The organism is Paracerasibacillus soli (assembly GCF_042432965.1).
Lineage (GTDB): Bacteria > Bacillota > Bacilli > Bacillales > Amphibacillaceae > Paracerasibacillus > Paracerasibacillus soli.
The window spans coordinates 1-24306 of the sequence record NZ_JBHLWL010000015.1; the positions used below are offsets into that span (position 1 = coordinate 1).

Annotated in this window: 19 protein-coding genes; 7 read left to right on the top strand and 12 right to left on the bottom strand. The window is 37.0% G+C overall.

Going from position 1 to position 24306, the window contains the following annotated elements:
* Window positions 1-163: 163 nt before the first annotated feature.
* Together ACFFIS_RS04285 and ACFFIS_RS04290 are read right to left on the bottom strand one after the other, a co-directional pair.
* Window positions 164-2017 carry a cation:proton antiporter gene (locus ACFFIS_RS04285; RefSeq protein WP_390186291.1) on the bottom strand — a complete coding sequence of 618 codons (1854 nt, stop codon included), beginning with the start codon at window positions 2015-2017 and terminating at the stop codon, window positions 164-166.
* A 151-nt stretch (window positions 2018-2168) separates the two neighbouring features.
* Complete coding sequence (locus ACFFIS_RS04290) at window positions 2169-2357, bottom strand: hypothetical protein (RefSeq protein WP_320380356.1); 189 nt, start codon at window positions 2355-2357, stop codon at window positions 2169-2171.
* Window positions 2358-2690: 333 nt separating this feature from the next.
* On the opposite strand from ACFFIS_RS04290, the gene recQ reads away from it, so the two are divergent.
* Entirely contained in the window at window positions 2691-4838 is a 2148-nt protein-coding gene (gene recQ / locus ACFFIS_RS04295) for a DNA helicase RecQ (RefSeq protein ID WP_390186292.1), read from the top strand.
* A gap of 667 nt (window positions 4839-5505) precedes the next feature.
* A complete protein-coding gene (locus ACFFIS_RS04305) occupies window positions 5506-6096 on the top strand; it encodes a hypothetical protein (RefSeq protein WP_320380355.1) in 591 nt (196 codons plus the stop codon).
* A gap of 348 nt (window positions 6097-6444) precedes the next feature.
* Here ACFFIS_RS04305 and ACFFIS_RS04310 read toward each other — a convergent pair whose 3' ends face one another.
* The 8 genes from ACFFIS_RS04310 to cls form a co-directional block, all read right to left on the bottom strand.
* Window positions 6445-7692, bottom strand: coding sequence for an aminopeptidase (locus ACFFIS_RS04310; RefSeq protein ID WP_390186296.1), 1248 nt, complete (start codon window positions 7690-7692; stop codon window positions 6445-6447).
* A gap of 318 nt (window positions 7693-8010) precedes the next feature.
* Window positions 8011-8967, bottom strand: a complete 957-nt coding sequence (hutG, locus tag ACFFIS_RS04315; RefSeq protein WP_320380353.1) for a formimidoylglutamase — start codon at window positions 8965-8967, stop codon at window positions 8011-8013.
* On the bottom strand, window positions 8964-10220 hold the full coding sequence (hutI, locus tag ACFFIS_RS04320) for an imidazolonepropionase (RefSeq protein ID WP_390186298.1): 1257 nt from the start codon (window positions 10218-10220) through the stop codon (window positions 8964-8966). The genes hutG and hutI overlap by 4 nt, the downstream gene beginning before the upstream one ends.
* Window positions 10221-10313: 93 nt before the next feature.
* Window positions 10314-11972 (bottom strand): urocanate hydratase, encoded by a 1659-nt coding sequence (hutU, locus tag ACFFIS_RS04325; protein ID WP_390186301.1) that lies wholly within the window; start codon window positions 11970-11972, stop codon window positions 10314-10316.
* Window positions 11973-12111: 139 nt separating this feature from the next.
* Complete coding sequence (hutH, locus tag ACFFIS_RS04330) at window positions 12112-13608, bottom strand: histidine ammonia-lyase (RefSeq protein WP_390186303.1); 1497 nt, start codon at window positions 13606-13608, stop codon at window positions 12112-12114.
* Window positions 13609-13810: 202 nt separating this feature from the next.
* Complete coding sequence (locus tag ACFFIS_RS04335) at window positions 13811-14002, bottom strand: hypothetical protein (RefSeq protein WP_320380352.1); 192 nt, start codon at window positions 14000-14002, stop codon at window positions 13811-13813.
* A 170-nt stretch (window positions 14003-14172) separates the two neighbouring features.
* On the bottom strand, window positions 14173-14697 hold the full coding sequence (locus ACFFIS_RS04340; protein ID WP_320380351.1) for an acyl-CoA thioesterase: 525 nt from the start codon (window positions 14695-14697) through the stop codon (window positions 14173-14175).
* Window positions 14698-14755: 58 nt separating this feature from the next.
* Window positions 14756-16198, bottom strand: a complete 1443-nt coding sequence (gene cls, locus ACFFIS_RS04345; RefSeq protein WP_390186305.1) for a cardiolipin synthase — start codon at window positions 16196-16198, stop codon at window positions 14756-14758.
* 136 nt (window positions 16199-16334) lie between these two features.
* Between cls and ACFFIS_RS04350 the strand changes: the two genes are divergently transcribed.
* Complete coding sequence (locus ACFFIS_RS04350) at window positions 16335-16895, top strand: Rossmann-fold NAD(P)-binding domain-containing protein (protein WP_320380350.1); 561 nt, start codon at window positions 16335-16337, stop codon at window positions 16893-16895.
* Between the two features lie 259 nt (window positions 16896-17154).
* Here ACFFIS_RS04350 and megL read toward each other — a convergent pair whose 3' ends face one another.
* Window positions 17155-18348 carry a methionine gamma-lyase gene (megL, locus tag ACFFIS_RS04355; protein WP_390186311.1) on the bottom strand — a complete coding sequence of 398 codons (1194 nt, stop codon included), beginning with the start codon at window positions 18346-18348 and terminating at the stop codon, window positions 17155-17157.
* A gap of 331 nt (window positions 18349-18679) precedes the next feature.
* On the opposite strand from megL, the gene ACFFIS_RS04360 reads away from it, so the two are divergent.
* The 3 genes from ACFFIS_RS04360 (at window position 18680) to ACFFIS_RS04370 (ending at window position 21373) form a co-directional block, all read left to right on the top strand.
* Window positions 18680-19564, top strand: coding sequence for an SGNH/GDSL hydrolase family protein (locus ACFFIS_RS04360; RefSeq protein ID WP_390186307.1), 885 nt, complete (start codon window positions 18680-18682; stop codon window positions 19562-19564).
* A gap of 91 nt (window positions 19565-19655) precedes the next feature.
* Window positions 19656-20291, top strand: coding sequence for a YpmS family protein (locus ACFFIS_RS04365; protein WP_390186309.1), 636 nt, complete (start codon window positions 19656-19658; stop codon window positions 20289-20291).
* Window positions 20292-20563: 272 nt separating this feature from the next.
* The gene (locus ACFFIS_RS04370; protein WP_320380348.1) at window positions 20564-21373 is read left to right on the top strand and encodes a polysaccharide deacetylase family protein; all 810 of its coding nucleotides are present in this window, start codon (window positions 20564-20566) and stop codon (window positions 21371-21373) included.
* 266 nt (window positions 21374-21639) lie between these two features.
* On the opposite strand, the gene ACFFIS_RS04375 is transcribed toward ACFFIS_RS04370, so the two are convergent.
* Window positions 21640-22230, bottom strand: a complete 591-nt coding sequence (locus ACFFIS_RS04375; RefSeq protein ID WP_320380347.1) for a hypothetical protein — start codon at window positions 22228-22230, stop codon at window positions 21640-21642.
* A gap of 269 nt (window positions 22231-22499) precedes the next feature.
* Between ACFFIS_RS04375 and ACFFIS_RS04380 the strand changes: the two genes are divergently transcribed.
* Window positions 22500-24125 (top strand): ABC-F family ATP-binding cassette domain-containing protein, encoded by a 1626-nt coding sequence (locus ACFFIS_RS04380; RefSeq protein WP_320380346.1) that lies wholly within the window; start codon window positions 22500-22502, stop codon window positions 24123-24125.
* Window positions 24126-24306 lie beyond the last annotated feature (181 nt).

Below are 24306 nucleotides of genomic sequence, written 5' to 3' on the forward strand. Positions count from 1 at the left end.
TGTTTATCCTGCCGCTTAAGTGGCAGGATAAACAGATCCCGAATCATTAATATTTTAGCGACCTTAATTCAGCCACCAACACTATTTGACAAAGAGCCAATAAAAAGGGTCTGACCCCTCCGTGATAGGAAGGTGTCAAACCCTTATGTCCATTCTTTTATGATTACTTGTCTTTATCATTTTGTTGGTTTTGTAACTTTTCTTGTATTTTTGCTTGTTCTTTATTTGGTGGGGTCATACTAATAACTGTATCGCCAGCCTCCCCGATTGTCGTTGTTTCCTCTGTAAAGAACTTGATTTTACCATTTGGTTTAATGACGTATAGAAATACTGTAGCATTATCTTTTTCTTCTACATATTGCTTAAATGGAAATTGTTCCGTAATGGTCGTCTTTCTAAACACATAACCATTTCTAAGCATATCATTTAAACTATCCATCGTAATATTTTCTCTAAATAAGACAAGTCCACCAACTTTTGACACAATTTCACTCGTCGTTTTAATGTACATCTTGTCATAAGGACTAATTTTAAATACATTTGTCCGCCCATATTCCGGAATAAACGTTGTACATATAAGAGAATTGTATGCTGGGTCATCTGATGCTGCAATTAAATAATCATATGGAATTGTATCTAAATTGTATTCCGTCTGCTCAGACAACATTTCCCCATGGTAAAATGGTACGCCAGCCTCTCTTGCAATACGTAAATTTTCCCAAGAAGAATCGACAATAATTACTGGAACGTCTGCTTTTAGGAAAGACTTTGCTAATTCCACTGTAAATGCGTTACTACCAATAATTAATGTTCCCGGTCTACCTTCCATTGACAAGTTTAATTTTTTAGCTAAAGGCCCAATTGAAAAACCGTGCGCAATAACGGTGAAAAAGACTAATCCAAACGTAAGTGTCGTTAAAATAGCGGCATCCTGATAACCTGCCTCCAATAAAATACTGGCGAAATAACTCGATACCGTTAAGGCAACAATTCCACGTGGGGCAATCCAGCCAACTAATAATTTCTCATTAAATGTTAAGTTCGTTTTAATATTTGATAGAAATATCGATAACGGACGAACGATAAACATCATCAATAACACGTAACCAATAATGTTTGGACGAAAGATGTGTAATAACGTTTCAACTTGTAATGACGCTGTCAACATAATGAAAATGGCTGAAATGAGCAATATCGACACATTCTCTTTAAAGTGACGCATATCCGCCACAGAGCGAATGCCCATATTTGCCAACGTCAATCCCATTGCTGTCACAGATAAAAGCCCTGTACTATGAACAATTTCATCTGGAATGGTGAAACATAGTATGACTACTATAAATACAGCTGGAGATTTTAAATACTCAGGAATATGCCCCGTTTCAAACATCCAGCCCATTCCACGACCACATAGCCAACCAAATACAGCTGAAAAAATGGAGGCTGCAAAGAAGATCATTAATCTAGTTCCATCTGGATTTTCTGCAGTAATATATGCAATAATTTCAAAAGCAAAAACTGCTAATAATGCACCAATTGGATCAACAATAATACCTTCCCATTTCAAAATTTTAGCTGGGCGTGGTTTTAGTTTGGATTGTCGTAATAGCGGAATGATAACGGTCGGTCCTGTTACAATAAATAAGCCACCGATAACAAACGCTACCGCCCATGATAAACCAGCAATGTAATGAGCTGTTAACGAACCTAAGATCCAAGCAATAAACGCGCCAATGGTTGAAATTCGAAAAATTGGTCGCCCTAAGCCACGCAATTCTTTAAAGTTTAAATTTAAGCTACCTTCAAATAAAATAATAGCAACCGCAACAGAAATAATCGGATTATATAAACTACCAAAGTCTTCTTGTGGATTGATAACACCTAGTACAGGCCCAATAAGTAATCCTGCGACAGACATGATAACAATCGCCGGCATTCGATACCGCCACGCTAGCCACTGTGATCCAATCCCAAGTAGACCGATAAGCATAATTTCAAGTAATAATGAAGTTTCCATCTCATCCCCCTAACAGAAATATTACACACATTTTCACCATGTGTATTTAGACATATGGACATTGTAAATGGGAAAACAATAGATGTAAACCGTAAACAAGCATTTATAAAAAACATTTTTTAAAAAGGTAATGATAGCAACGTCCCGTGCATTAAAACTGCATGGACTCAATCATGTAAACTGTCACCATAATAACAATCGTAATGACAGCCATTGCAATCAATAATTTCGTGTATCCTTTTTTTGTCAGTTTATAATGACCTTCAAAATCATGACGTATCAGTAAATATATACCCAATAGCAAACCGATAAAAACAGCAAATATGGCTGCACTTTTCACATGTTCACATCCCTCAACAACTAGTATTCAAAACCACATGATGTATTATTTTCATACCGTGCACACGTATGTAACTTTAAAAATTCCTTCAAAAATTTTACCACAATTTATAAAAGTTGAATATATTTTTAATCCATTTTTAAAAAGTTATGATACAGTTATACACGCTTGAAATATATGATACGATAGATGAAGTGTTTCATGCTTGTTTGTCATAAGTGAGTTGCAGTATGACTAACACTTCTATCATTCGGGGTGTTATCATTTCCTCTCATTTTTTAAACTACCTGATTACAAAGAGGTATTTATTTTTTTACAAGGAGGTTCCATGCTATGCATACTACTCCAGAACAAATATTAAAAACATATTTTGGATATGAACAGTTTCGTCCTGGGCAATTAGATGTTATTCAACGTGTTACAAGTATGACCAATACATTAGCTGTTATGCCAACAGGTGGAGGAAAATCTATCTGTTATCAAATACCTGGGCTCTTATTAGATGGTACAGCCATCATTATTTCTCCTCTCATTTCATTAATGAAGGATCAAGTTGATTCACTTTTAGCACTTGGCATTCCGGCTACATATTTAAATAGTTCTTTGACACCAAATGAACAACAAACGAGATTACGAGATATTGCCAATGGGCGTTATCATTTTGTTTACGTTGCACCTGAGCGCTTTGATTCTACCGCATTTGTGAACACGATTAAACGGATAAAGATTGCACTCGTAGCCTTTGATGAAGCACATTGTATTTCACAGTGGGGGCATGATTTTCGACCAAGCTATCGGTCTATCGTACCTAACTTGAAGCAATTAAATAATATTCCCGTCTTTGTTGCCTTAACCGCAACCGCCACCGCAGAAGTCATAACAGATATTCGCTCTCTGCTAACGATTGATGAAAATCATGTCATTAACACTGGTTTTGCACGTGAAAATCTAGCATTTCATCTTGTAAAAGGGAGAGATCGAACCGCTTATATTCGTTCATTTTTAACCGAGCATTCGAATGAATCCGGAATTATATATACTGCAACGAGGAAGCAAGCGGATGCACTATATGAGCAGTTAAAAAGAAGTGGCTTTTCTGTAGCAAAATATCATGCAGGTTTATCGGAGGAAGAGCGAAAAGAAGCACAATCAGCATTTCTCTTTGATCAGGTCAATGTCATGATTGCAACAAATGCATTTGGGATGGGAATTGATAAATCAAACGTACGATATGTGATCCACTATGCCATGCCGATGAATATTGAGTCTTACTATCAAGAAGCTGGAAGAGCAGGCAGGGACGGAGAGCCAAGTGATTGTATTTTGCTCTTTTCCCCACAAGATATACAACTACAAAAGTTTCTCATCGAGCAATCAAATGAAGAAACAAAACAAGATGAGTATGTAAAATTACAAGCGATGATAAATTATTGCCACACACAAGGTTGTTTAGCGCAATTTATCTTAGATTACTTCCATGATCCATTAAGCGCACCCTGTGGCAAATGTAGCAACTGTACTGAAAAGCTAGAAAAGGTCGATATTACAGAGGAAGCACAAATGATTTTATCTTGTGTGAAACGCATGGGAGAACGCTTTGGTGTTAGTATGACCGCAAAAGTATTACGCGGTTCAAATGACCAGAAAATACGGCAGTTTCAATTTAAGACCTTATCGACGTATGGCATTATGTCTGCTTATACGGAAAAGGAACTTACTGAACGGATTAACTTTCTCATTGCAGAAAGATTACTAGATACAGATGGTGGTCGATATCCGACATTAAAACTCAATAGCCAATCTGTTGACGTATTAAAAGGGGAACTAAAAGTGACCATGTACACCGCCCCTATTCCAGCAAGTGGAGACGAAGCATCTGATTATCATCGTGATTTATTTGAAACATTACGTACTTTACGAAAACAAATAGCTGATGAACAAGGTGTGCCACCGTATGTATTATACTCTGACGCAACTTTAAAAGAACTTTGCCGCTATTTGCCTATTACAAAAGAAGACATGTTGCAAATTAGAGGAATTGGCGAAAGAAAATATGAACAATATGGTGAACCTTTCCTACAAGTTATTCAAACATGGCGACAGGAAAATGAAACGGTCAAACCTGCCATTCAAATTTCCCAAACGACTGCACCTGTAGTGAAAAAGCAAACGAAAACAGATGATCGCCCTAGTCACATCATTAGTTATCAAATGTTCCAAAACGGAAAGTCCATTCGGGATATTGCAGTTATCCGCGAGATGTCTAAACAAACAATTGAGGGACATATTTTCAAGGCCTTTCAGGACGGATTTCCGATTGAATGGGATATTTTCTTTAACGTGGACGAAGAACAAACTGTTTTAGCAGCATACGAAGAAATAGAGGAGAAACGATTAAAACCATTAAAGGACCAATTACCAGAGGACTATGATTATACGAAGATCAAAGCTGTCTTGGTAAAAAACGGCCATATGAATTAAGCTAGGGACGGATCTCACGTTTCATATAAATTGAAACATAAGGTCCGTCCCTAGTTGTATTACATTACAGGAAGAAGTGGCACAGTTCGAGATGTTGGCTCTAGTATTGAAAAGGGATTATCTTCTTTAAATAACATTGATATCTATAGTTATTACAGTAAGTCATATAACTCTTAATTTCCGATTTCAACTCATTAATGCTTCACATTTCTAAAGTACCTAAAAAATAACCCCTGTCATGCGTTATCCCAATAACTTCCTCGTCTTGACACTGAATCATTTATACTGAGGCAGATTTATCTAAATTAGGTTGAAGAAATAACATGTATATTTACAATAAAGTAGAACTTCATTCAGTGGAGGTTCCCTTCCTCCCCTTGCAGCCAGCTAAACCGCGATAAATGCTACCGCACTGTAGACAGAATAATTATTTCAATTAAAATAGTTTGACCATTATGCTCCCGAATAGTATTATATTTACATATAATAAAATGAGGAATTTTATGATTTTATGCGGCTTTTTAGATCAACATTAATTATCGTGTTATCTTTTCTTTTCTCTATTGGCTTTTCTCCACAATCATCTTATGCAACATCAAGTCAAAATAAGAACGTTACACCCCAAGCGTGTCCTGAGGTTGTTTCGTATGTTTAAAAGGAGAAGATTATGCTAAAGTATATCTGGGTAATGATTTTTTTCTTATTCATTTTAACTGCCTGTCAATCTGACAATCAAACTAATAATAAACAAGCTCCGCCATCAAGCACAATTAGTGAAAGAGCAGTAAATCACGCTAATAACGAATCGAAGAAACAAGTACAGTCACTAGAGAATAAGTTGGTGCCACCCAACTTTAGTATTACACTTTTTGAAATGAATTATTTAGAGGATAAGAATGAACTTCTTTTTAAAATGGGCTATGAAATAAACCCGGAAATATATGAAATATTAACAAAAGGTAATCAAGAAATTCATTTTATTCTTGAATACCCTGAAAGCATTGTAAATATCCTTAACGAATCACATAGTGATGTAATTATTGCTGAAAAGCCATCGAATAATTATTCAAAGTATCAGGTTACTTTTACTAAAAAAATAGAGCTGGTAGAAGCTGAAGTAGCTAAGATTAAAGAAAATATCACTGGTTTTAATTTGTTAATTGCAGATAGTGAAAAAGATATTATTTCTCAATTCATTGATTTATATGGCTATAATCAATACAATCCAGAAACATCAAATAACACAAATTTAAAATAAAGTGAAACCCTCAATTAGTAGAAGAAAATCAAGAAGCTCTACCTAATTGAGGTTGTTTTTATTGAAAAATGACTAATCCAGGAATTTTAATGAGTTGGATTGTGCCAGGGCTACGGCCTAACAGCATGGAATTACAAGTAAAACTTACTGCATTTGTAATTAATCTAAAGAGGATAGCAGCAATACTATCCTCTTAAATAAAGGTCTAATTCTGATTTAATTTTACTTTTTCGAAATGTGCAAGCGAAAATAGCAAGTCACAAAGAATTTGTGCTTAAATCTAGAAATATATCCGAAAAAAGGCTCTTTTCAACGCCCTTGGTCCACCCCTAGCCCCAGCCTTTCATATTATGCGTTTTTGCCTGTGATATCTAATGCCCATGTTCCGTTACGGAAAACTGGCTCTGTTGTACCATCTTCTAAAATACCATCAATATCAAGTTCTGCTGATCCAATCATAAAATCAACATGTGTCAAGCTATCATTTACGCCATGTTTGTCTAGCTCTTCATCTGTCATGCTTGATCCACCTTCTAAATTCGTAGGATAAGCTTTACCTAAAGCGATATGACATGATGCATTTTCATCAAATAATGTATTGTAGAAAATGAGACCAGATTGGGAAACTGGTGATTCATGTGGAACGAGTGCCACTTCACCAAAGCGCGTTGCCCCTTCATCTGTTGCTAATAAATGTTTTAAAGTATCTTCACCTTGCTCCGCTTTAAAGTCAACAACTTTTCCGTCTTTCAATGTTAAGCTAAAGTTATCGATTAAACTACCACCATAATTTAATGGTTTTGTACTGGAAACCGTACCATCTACATGGTATTTATGTGGCATTGTAAATACTTCTTCTGTCGGGATATTCGGATTAAATGTAATTCCCTTTTCTGAAACAGCAGAGCCGCCTTTCCAAATATGTCCTTTTGGAAGTTCCATGACTAAATCTGTTCCTGGCGCCTTGAAATGTAATTTTTTATATTGCTTTTTATTTAGGATATCATGTGCAGTTGCTAATGTTGCATTATGATCGTCCCATGCTGCAATTGGATCTTCTTTGTCCACACGAACAATTTTAACAATTGCTTCCCATAAGCTTTGGATTGCATCTTCACGAGATTTATCTGGGAAAATCTTCTGTGCCCAATCGCCTGTTGGAATTGAAATAATAGACCATGTAATTCTATCATTCATTGTATATTGGCGGAATTCCTTTAATGCTAGCGCAGCTGCTTTATTTGCTCTTGCAACACGTGTTGGGTCAATATCTTTTAGTAAATCTGGATTAGTCGAACGAATATTTAATACCGCTCCACCATCTTTAGCAAGTGAGTTCTGTAACAATACTTTCCATTCAGGATAATGATCAAGTTCCTCATCTGGTGCATGTTCGAACTGTAATAATGTTAATTCATCATCAACCCAATTAATATGTACATCTTTTGCACCCATTTCCCACGCTTTACGAACGACAACTTTTGTAAAATCAGCACCTTCGATTGGTGCATTAATCATCAATGCCTGTCCCTTTTGTAAATTCACACCTTTTACTAGTGCTAATTCTGCATATTTCTTCATGATTTCCTGATTCATTCCTGTTACCTCCATCAATGTTATTTTCTCATCTTTTGCTATTATTTCACAACTTCGCATTTGCTACAATGATTTGGAATCTAATCACCAAAAAATAATCGTTCCATCCATAATCACAATGGGCCCATTTACATTATGTCTATTTCATCTCAATATTTCATTTATATGTAAACACCACACCGAAAAGTGAATGTCAAAAAAATAAGAAGTGCTGCTCATTTTTGGGCTTTATCCAATTGCTATCAGCAACAATTAGAGTACAGCCCATTTTGCAAGCACTTCTCACTTACAAAAGACATTCGAGATTGAACCGTTACTTTACTTAGCCTTTTTTGCCTTTCCCTTCATAAATTGCAATAACAGATATGCTGCGACACGACTTGTCATATTACGAAAATCAATCGTTGGATCAATTTCTACGATATCCATTGCCTTTACTTTTTCATGTTGGCTTGCAATATAAATGCTTTCTAAAAGCGTTCTGCTATCCATGCCTCCTGGCCCAATTGCAGGACAGCCAGGCGCAAACGCTTGGTCTAATACATCGACATCAACAGAAAGATAAATAAAATCTACCTTATCCGCTAGTTTTTGCATAGACTCACCCATCCATGTATGTGTCGATAATTGATACACCGCATCCATATTATAAATCGTAATACCTTGTGAAAGTGCATAGTCCCGGTAAGCTTTTGCATTTGTAAAATCTCGGATGCCAATTTGTACGAGATGTTTGCCCTGTAAAATTCCTTCCTCGAGTAAACGGCGAAATGGGGTACCATTCGTTGGGCCACCATCTTCGGTATTCCGCAAATCATGATGAGCGTCAAACTGTATAACCCCTACTGTATATCCCGCTTCCTTGAACGCCCTAATACTGGCATAACTAATTGAATGGTCGCCACCTAACATAAACCAGTTCTCTACGGCTTTTGTCTTTACAATGTCTGTCATTCCTTCAAATAATCGTGTATGATTCCCAATTACATCTGTCGGATCCATATATAAATCGCCAAAATCTAGTATTTCCTCCGTTAATTCTGTATCCATTTCTCCAGAATAAATTGAATAACTTTGCAAAGCTTCCCGAATAGTACCTGGGGCAAACGATGCACCTGAATGACTAATTGACGGCTTTGATAAAGGTAAACCTACCAATCCATACATTCCTTTATTACCCTTTGACCATGGTGTAAGCAATTCCTTTGCTCGCATTGTATACCGATCTTTAAAAATTGCTTTACCTGCTGGACGTAAATGGCGAATCTCTGTCATCTGAAGATTCCCTGCCTTTCATACAAAACATTACCATTCTTGATCACTGTATTCGTATGGTTCACTCCGTAATGATAAGGAATATATAAATGATTTGGTGCATCCCATATGACAATATCTGCATTTCTCCCCACTGCGATCGTTCCTGCCACATCACCACGATGAATAGCGTGAGCAGCATTAACTGTTACTGCATGCCAAATTTCTGCCGGGGACATCTTTAATCGCAAAGCCGCAATCGACATGATGAGTTGTAAGTTTTCCGTCACACAACTTCCCGGATTAAAATCAGTAGCAATTGCAATCGCTGCTCCCGCATCAATCATTTCACGTGCTCGTGCATATTCGTTACTTCCTAAATAAAACGTTGTACCTGGTAATATCACACCAATCGTTTCAGAGTTTGCTAACTTCTCAATCCCTTCATCAGATGTCACCGCTAGATGATCTGCACTCACCGCCCCAATGTCTGCTGCAAGTTCCGTTCCACCAAGTGGGTCAATTTCATCTGCATGGATTTTCACAGCAAATCCATGTTCTTTTGCCGTTTGTAAAAACTTCCGAGATTGCGCAACAGTAAATACCCCTGTTTCCGTAAAAATATCAACGAACTCTGCAAGGTCTTTTTCTTTTATTTCCGCAAACATTGCAGCCATTTTGTCTAGAAATAAATCACTATTTTCTTTATAAGCTGGTGGGATTGCATGCGCACCTAAAAAAGTAGATACAATATCAATCGGATGTTTCTCGTTCGCTGCTCTTACAACCTCGAGTTGTTTTAACTCTGTTTCACGGTCTAGCCCATACCCGCTTTTCCCTTCAATTGTTGTGATGCCATACGAAGCCATACGATCTAAATGGAATAATGCCTTTTTTAATAGTTCCTCATCAGATGCTTGTTTCGTAGATGCAACAGTGGATAAAATCCCGCCACCTTGTTTGAGTATCTCTAAATACGGTACTCCCTGTTGCTTTAATGACATTTCCCGTTCCCTTGAACCACCAAAAACAAGATGTGTATGTGGATCAACTAACCCAGGTGTAACTAGTTTATTTTCTGCATCCACCGTTTTTTCCGCTGTAAAGCCTTTTCCCTCTTGTCTCGGTCCTATCCATATTATTTTTCCGTCTTTCACTCCAATTGCCATGTCATGTAAAACAGTCAGCTCATTCATCTGTTTCCCTTTAACAGGCCCTTGTTGTGCCATCGGTAAAAGTTCTCCAATATTTGTAATAAGTAAATCGACGTGCATTGCTCTCTCCCTTTCTATTTACTTATGCCTCTCTCCTTATGTGTATTTGCAGCAAAGGAGGATATACAGAGGATTTGAACATCGCCTTATTGCTTACTTTCTCATCGGAATCGTGATATCATGCTCCTCTGCAAATGCAATAGCAGTTTCATAACCTGCATCAGCGTGGCGAATAATCCCCATTCCAGGGTCTGTCGTTAATACACGCTCTAAACGCTCCTTTGCTAGATCTGTCCCATCCGCGACGGCGACCATTCCTGCATGAAGGGAATACCCCATGCCAACACCGCCACCATGATGAAAAGATATCCACGAACCACCTGCTGCAGTATTAATGAGAGCATTTAATATTGCCCAATCCGCTACCGCATCACTGCCGTCTTTCATTGCTTCTGTTTCACGATTCGGGGATGCCACAGAGCCACAGTCCAAATGATCCCGGCCAATCACAATGGGCGCTTTTAATTCCCCTTTTTTGACAAGTTCGTTTATGGCAAGACCCATCTTCTTTCTTTCGCCATAACCTAACCAACAAATTCTCGCTGGTAACCCTTGGAAAGATACTTTTTTCTGTGCCATATCAATCCATCGCATGAGTGGCTTATTATCAGGAAACAGTTCTTTAATTAATTCGTCTGTTCGATAAATATCTGCTGGATCCCCAGACAATGCAGCCCAACGAAATGGACCTTTCCCTTCACAAAACAATGGACGAATGTACGCCGGAACAAATCCTGGAAAGTTGAATGCCTCTATTAAGCCTTCATCATATGCGACTTGCCGAATATTATTTCCATAATCAAACACAATGGAGCCACGTTCTTGAAAAGCTAACATTGCCTGGACATGTTGCTTCATACTTTGCTTTGCCAACTGTACATACAAATCGGGATTGTCTTCTCTTAACTGTGCCGCTTCCTCAATCGTATAGCCACTTGGAATATAACCATGGAGCGGATCGTGAGCTGACGTTTGGTCTGTTACCATATCAATGGTTACATCATCTCTTTGCAGTATTTGTTCATGCATGTCAGCAGCATTTCCTAGTAAACCAATTGACAAAGGCTTTTGAGCCAATTTTGCCTCATTTGCTAGTTCCACCGCTTTATCTAAGTTATCTGCCATCACATCACAATACTTTGTTTCTAAGCGCTTTTCAATTCTACTTTTATCCACTTCCACAACAATCACTACACCTTCATTCATTGTGACAGCTAATGGTTGGGCACCACCCATTCCACCTAATCCAGCAGTTAAGGTAATTGTCCCTTTTAATGATCCACCATAATGTTTCCGAGCGATTGCCGCAAACGTTTCGTATGTACCTTGTAAAATCCCTTGTGTTCCAATATAAATCCAACTACCCGCTGTCATTTGTCCATACATCATGAGTCCGGCCTTGTCGAGCTCGTGAAAATGATCCCAATGTGCCCATTTTGGTACTAACACAGAGTTCGCAAGTAGTACACGCGGTGCATGGGCATGGGTTTTAAACACACCAACTGGTTTTCCCGACTGTACCAACATCGTTTCATCATTTCCCAACTCTTTTAATGTCGCAACAATTTGATGAAATGCCGGCCAATTTCTTGCAGCACGGCCAATACCACCGTATACAATGAGCTCTTCTGGGTTTTCTGCTACTTCTGTATCAAGATTGTTATATAACATGCGTAAGGCTGCTTCTTGCTCCCAGCCCTTGCACGATAGTTCTAACCCCTTTTTTGCTTTCACTACGACTCGTTCCATCATTCCCCACTCCTTATTTCAATTTTATTTATAAAGACTGTAGTTTATTAGCTAGCAGCAACAATTTTTCTGCTAATTTGCAACAAAACAATGGACAAGTTGCCCCGTCGTATTACCGTTTTACAATATAAGCGTGATCCACTTATAGAACGACTTCTTCTGTCGCCTCATGTTTTAACCAATAGACGAGTTTTTGTATGTCTTTTGAAAAAATACGGTCTCGTTTAATACTTGGTACAATTTCTCTCGCTTCTTCATATAACTTTCGAGTCTCTGTTGCCATTTTTTCAATACCACGATATTCCACTGCTTGCATCGCACAAATTAATTCAATGGCAATAACATGTCTTGTATTTTGTAACATCTGGTATGCATGTCTTGCCGCAATTGTTCCCATGCTCACATGGTCTTCCTGGTTTGCCGAAGACGGAATGGAATCGACACTAGCCGGATGTGCAAGTGTTTTATTTTCTGAAACTAAAGAAGCAGCCGTATACTGCAATATCATGGCACCTGATTCCAGACCCGGATTCGGACTGAGAAATGGAGGTAAATCATTTAATTGTGGATTGACAAGCCGCTCAATACGTCTTTCTGAAATATTAGCAGTTTCAGCTATACCTAACTTTAAAAAGTCCATCGCAAATGCAATTGGTTGACCATGGAAGTTTCCACCTGAAACTACTTTTTGATTAGAAAAAATTAACGGGTTATCTGTAACGGCATTCAATTCGATTTCTAGTTTTTCCTTCGCGTAATGTAATGTTTGCCACGAAGCCCCAAGAACTTGTGGGATACACCTTAATGTATATGCATCCTGTACACGTAATTCCCCTTGTCTTGTTAAAAGGTGACTATCATGTACGATATTTCTTATACGCCTCGCTACATCCACTTGCTCTTGATGACCTCGTGCGAGATGGAGTTGCTCGTCGAAGGCATCTATAATAGCTTGCAACCCTTCCATCGTCATGGCAGCAATGCGCTCACTTTGATGTAATAATCTTTCCATCTCGACATACGCCACAATACCAACAGCAGTCATCGCTTGGGTGCCATTTATTAAAGCTAATCCCTCTTTCGCGCGGAGTTGGATAGGGGCAATATTTGCTGTTTTTAATGCATCTTTTGTTTCCATTCGTTTTCCAATATAAAAAACTTCACCTTCGCCAATTAGCGTAAGCGCAAGATGAGATAATGGCGCCAAGTCACCACTCGCCCCGAGAGACCCTTGCTGCGGAATAACAGGATGGATACCCGCATTGATAAACGCAACCATTTGTTCAACAAGTTGGGGTCTGACCCCAGATACACCTTTACAAAGTGCGTTTAGTCGTAGCACGAGCATCGTACGGCTCATTATTTCTGAAAATGGTTCTCCTACACCACATGCATGCGAATAAATGAGATTTGTTTGTAATGCTTCTACATCTTCCTCTTGAATGATGACATCACTAAATTTTCCAAAGCCAGTGTTAATTCCATACATCGTTTTATTGTCTAAAAGCATCTTTTCCACCTGATCACGATTTTCGGCAAGTTTCGCTATGACTTCGGGCGCTAAGTCGACTTTCTCATCCGCAAACACGATACGTTTTAATTCCTGCATACTTAATGGCTGATTTGTTAGTAAAACCATTTTTACACCTCCACATTATTACTTTAATATAGTAAAGTAGAGAAAATAAAAGGAGACTTGGACCCTAAGACCAAACCTCCTGAATATTGAGATATTTAATTATACGAGAATGACGTATTGCACAAAACATCGGCATCTCCCTTTACATTTATAAACATTATATATCATTGTAAACGTTTACATTAATGATTACAAGAGATTTTTAAAAATACGCTTGTTCCATCCCGATTAAATTACCATTTTCATCATATTGATCCTTTTCATTATCATAAAAGAAGTCTTGAATTAACAATATTGTAATGGCAATAATAATCAATACTACGATAGCAAGAACAATTCCACCAATTATTTTTGCAATGAGTCTTGTATGTACAACCCACTTCCCCTTCCACAATTTTAACACCTCTTCTACTACATGCTTATTTACATGATATCACATCTCTACAAAAGAAAAAGGGACCGGGACATCAGGGGTCTGACCCCCCTCGTTCAACTACAATAACTAGTAAATGTAGTAGTTGAGGGGTCTGACACTTTGATTTTTACCCAGCCTCTTTGTAAGTTTTACTTTTCTGTACGATTCCATGGATAGTCCGTTCCAAATAACTGTGCAAACTGTCTTGATTGACCTCGACGTTGTCTGCGATGGTCCGCTCGCTGTTTTGCCCCTTCATGCAACTGTTTTTCATATTCTGTTTCAGGCTCAATTGGTGGTACAGGAACCGGACGGCCGTTATCGTCAACAGCGACAAAAGTAAGGAATGCCGTGGCACTTACCTTTCGTTCACCCGTCAGTAAGTCCTCTGTTACAGCTTTAACAAATACTTCCATCGATGTTTTATGGGTCCACGTTACAAATGCCTCAACACAAATTGAATTCCCTTCTTTGACCGGTTCCAAAAAGTCCACCGAATCTGTTGATGCAGTTACAACCGGCTTTCTAGCATGTCGAACAGCAGCTATCGCGGCAACATCATCAATATGCGCCATTAACTTTCCCCCAAATAACGTACCATGCGCATTCGTATCTGGCGGAAGAACATGTGAAGTTTTGACAGCTAATGAGTTACTACAAGTCTTATGTACCATAAATATTCCTCCTGATTGGTCATTGCAGCATTTATTTCACAACGAAAACTGCTAGACATTATAAGACTGGCGATAAAAGTCTTGATATAGATTCTTTAAAACGAATCCCTAAAGAACGTTTATCATATAACTTTTGAGTCATTTGTGTAGAGTGGCTAATGTCATTTTCAAAAGCTCTTACAAGCTGTTGGGCAATGCCAATATCATACAAAAATGCATTCACTTCAAAATTAAGACGGAAACTTCTTACATCAATATTTGCCGTACCGACTGAGGCAATTTTTCCATCCACTACGATCGTTTTTGCATGCATGAAACCTTTTTGATAAATATACGCTTCTGCACCCGTGCTAAGCAAATCCCCCACATACGACAACGTTGCCCAGTATACAAACGGATGGTCTGGCTTATTTGGAATCATAATTTTAACATCTACACCAGATAGGGCGGCAATCCGTAATGCATCACGTAAGCTTTCATCTGGTATATAGTACGGGGTCTGGATATAAATATATTCCTTCGCCGATAAAATCATTTTAATATAACCATTTTTAATTTGTTCCCAATCTGAATCAGGTCCACTGGAAACAATTTGAATTCCAATATCACCAGAAGGTTTTGCGTCATAGTATCGCTTTTCATACACGATATGATTCCGCGATGCTTGGTTCCAGTCTAAAATAAAACGCGTTTGCATATTACGTACCGCGTCACCTTCTACACGCAAATGAGTATCACGCCAATACCCAAACTTTTTACTTTTCCCCAAGTACTCATCACCAATATTGAAACCACCGATATACCCGACTTGACCATCGATAATAACTAACTTACGATGGTTCCGGTAATTAATTTTAAAATTAATTTTCGGTATTTTCGGAGGGAAAAAAGCTTCCACTTTAACTCCAGCTTTACGAAGGTCTCGAAGAAATTTAGGGCGCAGCATACGGGATCCCATATCATCATATAGAACACGGACTTCTACACCCTCTTGTGCCTTTTGCATTAACACATTCGCAATTCGCTGACCTAATTCATCATGTCGAATAATATAATAAAGTAAATGAATATGGTCTTTCGCCTGCTGTAAGTCGTTAATTAAAGCATGAAACTTATCGTTACCATCCGTGAATATATCTACTTTATTATCTTGGGTAAAAATAGCATCATTATGCCGTAAATGTAAATAATACAAATCATGATACGTAGCAAGTTCTTCATGCTTATAATAAAAGCGATCCTCTTCAATTGCTTGTAATTGCTCATTTACTGCCTTTTTAACCCCTAATCTACTTTTCGTGTCCCATGTAAAAATATGACGATTACTAATTGGCTTACCAAAAATTAAATATAAAAAGAAGCCGGCAATTGGGACAAAAAGTAATACCATCAACCATGCCCAAGTAGAAGTAGCATCTTTTCTTTCTAAAAAGATGATAGACATGCCCAAACCAATATTAAAAATAAAAACAAAGCCTATCAAATAGGGCATGAACTCCATTCAAATTATCCCCCTTTAACTTATCTTCCTATAGACAAATATAGCATAAATTAACTATATTCGTTAATTTTACCTGTCTTTCAGTATATACTATTCATGACCAAACAATAATGAATTGATGATTGAGGTGTAAATATTGGAAAACCTACAGCATGCACTCGTAATTGGCGGAACAGGGATGCTTCAAAAAACTTGCCTTTGGTTAGCAGATAACAATTATATGGTAACTGTCATTAATCGGCATAAAAACCATTTTGAACAAATGGTTGCGAAAAGTAAAGCACCAGCGCATTTTCATAACTTGCTTGTAGATTATCACGATGAAGAAAAACTGGAGAAAAAGCTTAAACAAACGTTTGATTTAAACGGTCCGCCACAGTTAGTCATCAGTTGGATTCATTCTTCAGCACCACAAGCTCTTCCACTTATTATTGATACCATCTGTCGCTACACTAATAAATGGCAATTAATTCACATCCAAGGTAGTAGTTCGTTTTTTGTAAAAGAACAAATTAATATTCCAAAAGACTGTACATATCAGCAAGTTTACCTTGGATTCGTAATGGATGAAAAAGGATCACGCTGGCTTACAAATGACGAAATTTCCAATGGGGTTTTAAAAGCAATGAAGCTAGATCATCCCAAGGTTGTTGTGGGCACTTTAGAGCCTTGGCACCAACGACCTTCTTCATCATAATATTTACTTTGCTATATATATGTGCGAGAAATAAGACCGTCATGAACATATAGGCAAAGGCTTCAGTACGGTAGCAGTTACGATTTCTTTTGTAGCGTAACCTAGTTTCACATATACATGCATAGAAAAAATCCGAATGTATGTGTGAAAAAAAGCCATGGATATCTTAAATATACCCACAGCTTGATGATGGCACAATATCAAAACGTTGTTAATGGCGGATTGTACTTCTCTCTTTCTTAAGTCTACCTATTAAACATCACTTAGTGGCGATGACATCGTCTATTTGTCCCACTTTGTTTAAAGCTTGTTCCAAGTCATTCCAAATATCTTCCCAGGCCTCCAATCCAACAGAAAGACGAATGAGCTGATCTGTTATGCCCATTTCAATTCGGGACGCTTCTGGAATAACAGCATGTGTCATCGTAGCAGGATGTTCAATTAATGTTTCCGCATCACCCAAACTAACCGCGATTTTTATAAAAGTTAGGTCATTTAGTAATTGTTGTACATCTTTTTTTGTACCGTATACTTCAAACGCAATCATCCCACCTGCACGTTCCATTTGTTTTTGGCATATTGCATTGGACGGGTGACTCCCCTCCCCAGGATAGTAAACATATTTTACATGGGGATGCATTTTTAACTTCTCGACAATTTGCTCTGCATTATCACAATGACGATCCATCCGAATGGGTAATGTTTTTATTCCCCGTAATAAAAGCCAAGCATCAAATGGAGATAAGACTCCACCTATATCCTTCTGTGTAGTCATCGCAACATCATTTAAAAATTCTGCTTTACCAACAACTAATCCTGCAATGACATCACCATGCCCACCAATATATTTTGTAGCACTATGGACAACGACATCGCATCCCAATTCTAAAGGTCGTTGTAAATACGGAGATGAAAATGTATTATCAACGATTACCGGTATACCATATTCCTTGGCAACGTCTGCTATCATTTGCAAATCAACAAGCTCCATAGTTGGATTAATTGGTGTTTCTACATATATACAAGCTGTCTCAGCTCTAATGAGTGAGCGAATCTCCTCTTTTGTTTGCATACTGGAAAAATCACTCGTAATATTATATTTATCTTTTAGCATCATAAGCAGTCCATACGTACACCCATATAGACCTTTCGAACACAAAATATGATCGTTTGCTTTTGTAAGTGCAATTAATACTGCTGAAATTGCCGCCATTCCGGAACTAAATGCTAAACCTTTTTCGCCACCCTCTAACGCTGCAATTCTTTCCTCTAATGCACTGACAGTCGGGTTTCCAAGTCGGGAATAAATCAATCCATTTTCTTCTCCTGCAAATCTACGTTCCCCCTGTTCAGCCGTTTCAAACGTAAAAGTAGATGTCTGAAAGATTGGTGTAGTTAAACTACCTAGCATCTCACTCGCACGATACCCTTCATGAATAACCGCAGTTTCCATGTACTTATATTTTCTCGTCACTCTCTTCTCCTCCTTTGCTTTATCAACCCCTTACACTTATGTTATTCGAGTTCCACAGTAAATGAAAGCGTTTTCTTAATTATTCCTTTCTTTATTTTATCTTTTTACGCTTATTACCTGTAATTAAGATATTTAAATTTACGGGGAATGGGTAAGTATATTAATATAGTACATAATATATGGGTAGTTTTTTTAAAAGACTTGGGAAAACTCATAACAAGGTCTTGTCCGAACATACTTTAAAATAATACAGTTGATTATCTATACTTTTACGGAAGAATAGGAATATAACAGCATTGGTGTGGTAATGATGAAAAGAAAAAGTATTATTATAATTTCAATTATCGTCTTGTTGAGCGCAATTGGAATTGGTGTTTATTATCAACTAAGCAAGCCCTCTTCGGAGGAAAAGTTAACCCATTTTAAAGAAAAGGTAAAAAACCCGGAGGAAGAATCGGCTAAAGACACCAAAGAAGAAAACAAGCCAGATACAAAAGAACAATCAGAAAGTGTTACGAAAGGGTTTCTTACGAATGCAGTAGAAAAGGCTGTCACATTTTTTTCTGATCAAAAAGTAAATATCGTTGCAATTGGAGATTCTTTAACAGAAGGAGTCGGCGATGAAACGAATAATGAAGGATATGTCGGTATATTAGATGAAACGATTAATGCTGAATATGATCTGGCACATCTAGATAACTTTGGAAAACGAGGGAATCGAACAGATCAGCTATTAAATCGGTTAGATACTCCGGATATTCAGTCCGCTATTTCAAAGGCCCAAATTATCCTTATTACAATAGGGGCCAATGATATTATGAAAGTACTACGTGAAAATATTACTAATATTACATATGAACCTTTCGCAAAGGAAAAAGAGGCGTATGAAAATAGACTAAAGCAAATATTCGAGAAGATGAGAGCAGATAATCCGCGAGCAAAAATTTACTTGATCGGTTTTTATAACCCATTTGAAGGCTATTTTAAAGATATCAAAGAACTAACATTAATTGCAGATGAGTGGAATAAAACGAGCAAAGCTATAACAGGTCAGTATGAAGATATATATTTCATCCCTACTGCTGATATTTTTCATCATAAAACGGATCAGCTTTTATCTGATGATCATTTCCATCCAAACTACGATGGATACAAATTAATGTCGGAACGTGTCTTGGAATATATTACACGATAACTTACAATACCCTTTATAAAAATGAAAGCATTTAAATCTAGTCAACTTCCATTTTTATGGAGCAATAAACTGAAAAGGAAAGGTGGAATCTATGAAAAGAATAAACGAGAGAAAAAATCGAAAATGGAAGCGATCCTTTGTCATCTTACTCCTTTTCAATGTGGTAGTGCTCCTTGTTATTTTGAGTCTTATTTTTTGGCCCGTACGAGAAGTGAAAATGCCAAGTACAACTGAAGTAAATCCAGACCAAAGTTCAGAATTCATTATTCGTACAACAAAGAAAAACCTAAATGATTTAGTCAATGCATACATTGAACAGCTGTTAAAAAACACAAAGCATCATTATGAAATAATTTTAGGCGATGACGTACTGCTTTTAGGGGAACTGCCTGTCTTCTCAAGTACAGTACCATTAACTGTACACTTTGAACCACTTGTCCAAGATAATGGCGATGTCATATTAAAGCAAAAATCTATTTCAATAGGTTTTTTGGAACTGCCTAATAAGAAAATCATGGAGTATATGAAGAAATATTTACCTGTTCCAAAATGGGTCGTAATTGATCCAAAAAACGAAGAAATTTATGTAGCAGTTACAGACATGGATGTCAAAAGTAATTTCCATGTCAGTGTAGACACAATTGATCTTGAGGCAAATAATATTGCTTTGAAATTAAAAGTTCCGTATGAAACATTAGGTATCGAAACTGTCAAAATGAAAGATTAGTAATTTTTTATAAATATATTCATTTTCAGTTTAGCACGTGAACCTGCAATGAATAGGAGTTTTTGCACTTCCCAATTGTTAGTTAAACGCATCAGGCTTCAATCGCCGCGAATTTTTAGAAATGGGGATTTTACCCTGCGATACAAACTAAGATAGCACAGTCCCAATCAAAATGGTTGGGGCTCTTCTGTTTGTCCTACATGTATTTTTTTGCAGTTTCATTCCATACTAAACGGTACATTAATTTTCACTTCAAAAAGGAAGAATTGATTATGAAAAAGAGAACACATTTTGAACGGACATATTTTATGGCAATACTCCTTTTCACCTTTATGATTGTAATTGTAGCAAATGAAGGTTTTACGCAATTCGCAAAACCACGTGCATTCGCCGCTCATAAGGAAAACCAAGATTTAAGTGAACATAAAAATACTAGTACACAGCCAAACAATGAATGTCATATACCTTTACAGGACAATAAGCCAATCGCTTATTTAACTTTTGATGACGGCCCTACATTACACACAGATCCGATATTAGATACATTAAATAAATATGGCGTCGGCGGTACATTCTTTTTTATCGGTGAACGATTACACGCACTTCGACCATCTACAATAGATAAAATAAAAGCAGGTTGCTTTACTGTTGGTTCACACTCCTACACACATGATACAAAAAAAATTTATGAAGAAGAACTATTTATTGAAGAAAATCTGGACACATTTTCTCTCCTAGAGGATCTTGGATTTCAAACAAACCTTCTCCGTGCACCATACGGCAGTACGTACGTAAACCAAGATGATAAAGAAAAGGCACAACAATATGGTTGGCAACTACTGGATTGGAATATTGACAGTATGGATTGGAAATGGAAAAATGCAAAAAAGTCATATGAACATATCATAAAACAACTCGATTTATTTAAAAAAAGGCAATCCGAAATAGTCATTTTACTACATGAGCAAAGTGAAACAACCGAATTATTAGCCATGCTTATTCCGGAAATGAAACAACGGGGATTTCAATTGATTTCTGGTGAAACAAAAGCATTTAATAACTTAACGTTTAAAACGAGTTAACTGTAGTAAACGAAGACTTCACTTGTGGGAGGTTTCACACTTCCCTACTCATTGTTAGTTGAACGAATCTGCTTTTTCAACTGCTGCTACCTTACCATTTATTTAGTAATCTCTTTAAATGTCTATATAAAGTCCTTTCAGGAAATAAAGCTCATAAAAAACGGGCACTCTAGTAATAGGAGTGCCCATATCCTGTATGATGCTTACGTATATAAAAATAAGGAAACTTTGTATGATAAGGAAAATTTCATATCCTTTTAAATAAATTAAATTACGATTGTTTGATCCAAGGCATCTATTTGTTCTTCTTCTAGCAATCCTTCCGCTACAATAGCATTCTGATAATCTGCTAGTTTTCCTTCATAAATAAGTTCCAAACCTTGCTGTTGTCGAATATCATCCGGCGTAATAAAGCAATATGGCTTATTAATGCTAAATACCTGACTATCATGCATAATTTTTCCAACGAACTGCGAGCAAAAATAGGCATGTTTTCGTCTAATTTGAATCCTAAACATAAACCCAACTAACCCTAAAAAGTTGTAGCGGTATTTATGTTGGTTCCGCTTCATCTCTTCAATAAGGTTGAGGATATATTGGTATTCTGATTCTGTAATACGATATTGATACACAGCACATGTCGCGTTTTTTAAAAAATCACTGTGAATATCCTCCTGAACAAAGCCACCGCTAAAAGGATTTTTTGGCTGTTTTCGACCAAAACTATATACTTGTTCCAAATCACAATCAAACCCCAGTGAAACATGATTTAGTTTTCGCTTTGTATAATAGTTTATAATTTTTGATAAGTACGTCCCAGTATCCGTAAACAAAAAATATATCGTTCTACTCCCCATAACGTTCCCCCTCTTTGAACGAAGGCTCTTTCCCGTAACAAAACCTTTATATGCAAACATGCTGTAATTCAAGACATTTCCCATATCACAATCAAATGTCAACTTTTCTAAAATATCAAACCTTTTCATATTGTATTCTTATTATACGTTGTTTGTCAGCAAAAATATAGGGTGGTTTCATATTTTCCATATTTAAACGTTGACGAATGAGCCTAAATCCCGTAAGCTAGCGTTGATATAGTTAATTTTTGAGTGGAGGATTTTAAAGTATGATAACCGTTTCCAATGTTAGTTTACGATATGGTGATAAGAAGCTTTTTGAAGATGTAAATTTAAAATTTACACCAGGCAACTGCTATGGTGTTATTGGGGCAAATGGAGCTGGAAAATCAACATTTTTAAAAATATTATCTGGTGACATCGATCCGCAATCAGGAAATGTGTTTATGCCTCCGAATTTGCGACTTGCTGTTTTAAAGCAAGACCATTTTGCATTTGAAGAATATCCAGTTTTAGAAACAGTATTAATGGGCCATGAAAAATTATATGCAGTGAAACAAGAAAAAGATGCGATATATATGAAAGCTGATTTCTCTGAAGAGGATGGCATGCGTGCCGCTGAACTTGAAGGAGAATTCGCTGAAATGAATGGTTGGGAAGCTGAATCTGATGCTGCAATTTTATTGAAAGGCCTTGGAATTGATGAAGGTTTCCATGACCAACTCATGTCCGCATTAACAGGCGACCAAAAAGTGAAAGTTTTACTTGCTCAAGCTTTATTCGGTAATCCAGACATCCTGTTACTGGACGAGCCGACAAACGGACTTGATATTCAAGCGATTCAGTGGTTAGAGGAATTTCTCATTAACTTTGAAAATACAGTCATCGTAGTTTCCCACGACAGACACTTTTTGAATAAGGTTTGTACACATATTGCCGATGTTGATTTCGGTAAAATTGAAATCTATATTGGTAACTATGATTTTTGGTATGAATCAAGTCAGTTAGCAAGCCGTATGGCACAAGAACAAAATAAGAAAAAAGAAGAAAAAGTTAAGCAATTACAAGAGTTTATCGCTCGTTTCAGTGCGAACGCATCAAAATCAAAACAAGCAACTTCCCGTAAGAAAATGCTTGAAAATATTACGCTTGATGATATTAAACCTTCTTCGAGACGCTATCCATACATTGCCTTTTCACCAGAACGTGAAATCGGAAATGACTTACTTCGTGTCGAAGGATTAACGAAGACAATTGACGGAAAAAAAGTGCTAGATAATGTTAGCTTTACATTAAATACAGATGATAAAGTTGCGTTCGTGGGTAAAGATGATATTGCAAATACAACGTTATTTAAAATTTTAATGGGTGAAATGGAACCCGATTCCGGCACCTTTACTTGGGGAATTACGACATCACAATCTTATTTTCCAAAAGATAATAGTGCATTTTTTGAAAACAATGAACTTACGTTAGTAGATTGGTTACGACAGTATTCACCTGAAGACGAAACAGAAACATTTTTACGTGGATTTTTAGGTAGAATGTTATTTTCAGGGGAAGAAGCTTTAAAGAAAGCAAACGTTCTTTCCGGTGGAGAAAAAGTTCGTTGTATGCTTTCAAAAATGATGCTTTCAAATGCGAATGTACTCATTTTAGATGAGCCAACAAACCACTTAGACTTAGAGTCCATTACTTCGTTAAACAACGGATTAATGAAATTTAAAGGATCGATTTTATTTACGTCACATGACCACCAATTCATTCAAACGATTGCGAATCGTATCATTGAAATTACACCAGGTGGATTGATTGATAAAGAAATTAGTTATAACGAATATGTTCAAGACCAAAGCTTACAAGATAAAATTGCAAAGATGTATGAAACAGCATAATCACAAACATGCCAGTTACCTATATAAAGGTGGCTGGCATGTTTTATATTAGGAAAGTAGGAAAGTTAAATCGGTATTTAACGGCTCTTTGTCAAATAGTGTTGGTGGCTGAATTAAGGTCGCTAAAATATTAATGATTCGGGATCTGTTTATCCTGCCACTTAAGCGGCAGGATAAACAG

Excerpts from the sequence above, each read along its gene's own strand:
- megL (WP_390186311.1), bottom strand. The coding sequence starts at position 18,348 with ATGGAAACTGCGGTTATTCATGAAGGGTATCGTGCGAGTGAGATGCTA.
- hutI (WP_390186298.1), bottom strand. The coding sequence starts at position 10,220 with ATGCACGTCGATTTACTTATTACAAATATTGGAGAACTTTTACCGATG.
- ACFFIS_RS04375 (WP_320380347.1), bottom strand. The coding sequence starts at position 22,230 with ATGGGGAGTAGAACGATATATTTTTTGTTTACGGATACTGGGACGTAC.
- ACFFIS_RS04380 (WP_320380346.1), top strand. The coding sequence starts at position 22,500 with ATGATAACCGTTTCCAATGTTAGTTTACGATATGGTGATAAGAAGCTT.
- ACFFIS_RS04365 (WP_390186309.1), top strand. The coding sequence starts at position 19,656 with ATGAAAAGAATAAACGAGAGAAAAAATCGAAAATGGAAGCGATCCTTT.
- ACFFIS_RS04285 (WP_390186291.1), bottom strand. The coding sequence starts at position 2,017 with ATGGAAACTTCATTATTACTTGAAATTATGCTTATCGGTCTACTTGGG.
- hutG (WP_320380353.1), bottom strand. The coding sequence starts at position 8,967 with ATGACAGAGATTCGCCATTTACGTCCAGCAGGTAAAGCAATTTTTAAA.
- ACFFIS_RS04305 (WP_320380355.1), top strand. The coding sequence starts at position 5,506 with ATGCTAAAGTATATCTGGGTAATGATTTTTTTCTTATTCATTTTAACT.
- hutU (WP_390186301.1), bottom strand. The coding sequence starts at position 11,972 with ATGATGGAACGAGTCGTAGTGAAAGCAAAAAAGGGGTTAGAACTATCG.
- ACFFIS_RS04310 (WP_390186296.1), bottom strand. The coding sequence starts at position 7,692 with ATGAATCAGGAAATCATGAAGAAATATGCAGAATTAGCACTAGTAAAA.
- cls (WP_390186305.1), bottom strand. The coding sequence starts at position 16,198 with ATGGAGTTCATGCCCTATTTGATAGGCTTTGTTTTTATTTTTAATATT.
- recQ (WP_390186292.1), top strand. The coding sequence starts at position 2,691 with ATGCATACTACTCCAGAACAAATATTAAAAACATATTTTGGATATGAA.
- hutH (WP_390186303.1), bottom strand. The coding sequence starts at position 13,608 with ATGGTTTTACTAACAAATCAGCCATTAAGTATGCAGGAATTAAAACGT.
- ACFFIS_RS04370 (WP_320380348.1), top strand. The coding sequence starts at position 20,564 with ATGAAAAAGAGAACACATTTTGAACGGACATATTTTATGGCAATACTC.
- ACFFIS_RS04340 (WP_320380351.1), bottom strand. The coding sequence starts at position 14,697 with ATGGTACATAAGACTTGTAGTAACTCATTAGCTGTCAAAACTTCACAT.
- ACFFIS_RS04360 (WP_390186307.1), top strand. The coding sequence starts at position 18,680 with ATGAAAAGAAAAAGTATTATTATAATTTCAATTATCGTCTTGTTGAGC.